This window comes from Sulfitobacter sp. HI0027, from assembly GCF_001634775.1.
Classification (GTDB): Bacteria; Pseudomonadota; Alphaproteobacteria; order Rhodobacterales; family Rhodobacteraceae; genus Sulfitobacter.
Map to the genome: position 1 here is coordinate 1 of NZ_LWER01000082.1, position 1,253 is coordinate 1,253.

Genomic DNA, 1,253 nt, shown 5'->3' on the forward strand with positions numbered 1-1,253 from the left:
AGGCCGCCGCGGCAAAGGTGCTCGGTGCGACAGTCCAGCGCTGCCGCGTCCACTTCATGCGCAACGCACTTGCTTGCGTCGGCAAGAAGGACAAGCCAATCGTCACCGCGGCGCTCAGAACCGCCTTCGACCAGGACACGCTGGCCGCGTCAAAAGAGCACTGGGCCAAGCTGATCGACGCGTTTGAGACGCGCCATCCAAAGCTCGCGGAGTTGATGCGCCGGGCTGAGGATGACGTGTTGGCCTACAAGAGCTTTCCCCGCGAGCATTGGGTCAAGATCCACAGCACAAACCCACTTGAACGCCTCAACAAGGAGATTAAGCGCCGGACCAACGTTGTCGGCATCTTTCCAAACGAGGCCGCAGTCACACGACTGGTCGGAGCCCTGATGCTGGAGCAAAATGATGAGTGGGCGATCACGCGGCGCTACATGACACTGGAAACCGTCGCCGCCATTTGCGACACTACCCCCATGGACCCGGCGACAATCGCCGTCCTGTAACTGCGGCCAAGCCATGGCCGAAGAACAAAGTTACACCATTCCTTGGGACACTATCATCTCGAAGACTTCGAATGGCGCCTCAAGCCGTAATCTCTCAAGTCTTGAATAGATTGGGCAATTACCCCTGGATGGGTGCACATTATCCCGATCCCGGCGTTGTTCCGCGGTCGGGTGGAAAGGCTGTTTGTGATAGAATGGCGATGAAGCGCATAGAGCGGCTCGCTTTGCCGCAAAGGCTATCGGGAATATATGGCCATCTCTTCTTTGCCGCGCTCAACAACATGCTAAAATGGAACCACCGCACCTATGCCTTAGAAAAGCATCGTTTTCGGCCCTTAGCATGCGTAATTGGGCTGCCCCTATTCAGAGGTCGAGCTCCCGTTAAAATCACAGCCAGACTGTGAACAAGGGAGATGAATGATGGAATATTTTGCCGGTTTGGATGTGTCACTTCGCTCATGTGCCATCTGTGTCGTCGATGCCAAAGGCAAGGTGATGCTCGAAAAGGAACTATCCTGTGAAGTCGGCGATATCGCCGATTGCCTGAACAGCTCCGGTTATCCGATCGAGCGCATCGGTTTTGAGGCTGGCACGCTGAGCCAGCATCTCTTTTATGGTCTGACCAGTGAAGGTTTTGATGTCGTCTGCATGGAAGCCCGCCAAGTGAATGCTGCCCTTTCAGCGATGCGCAACAAGACTGACAAGAACGACGCGCGTGGGATTGCCCATGTTCTGCGAACCGGCTGGTTC

At 55.7% G+C, this 1,253-nt stretch carries 2 protein-coding genes; both read left to right on the forward strand.

Annotated elements, in window-relative coordinates; translation table 11 throughout:
• The coding region (locus tag A3722_RS04970) for a transposase (RefSeq protein ID WP_201721966.1) at positions 1–503 on the forward strand (503 nt) is incomplete at its 5' end.
• 420 nt (positions 504–923) lie between these two features.
• On the forward strand, positions 924–1,253 hold a 330-nt coding region (locus A3722_RS04975; protein ID WP_150120069.1), incomplete at its 3' end, for an IS110 family transposase.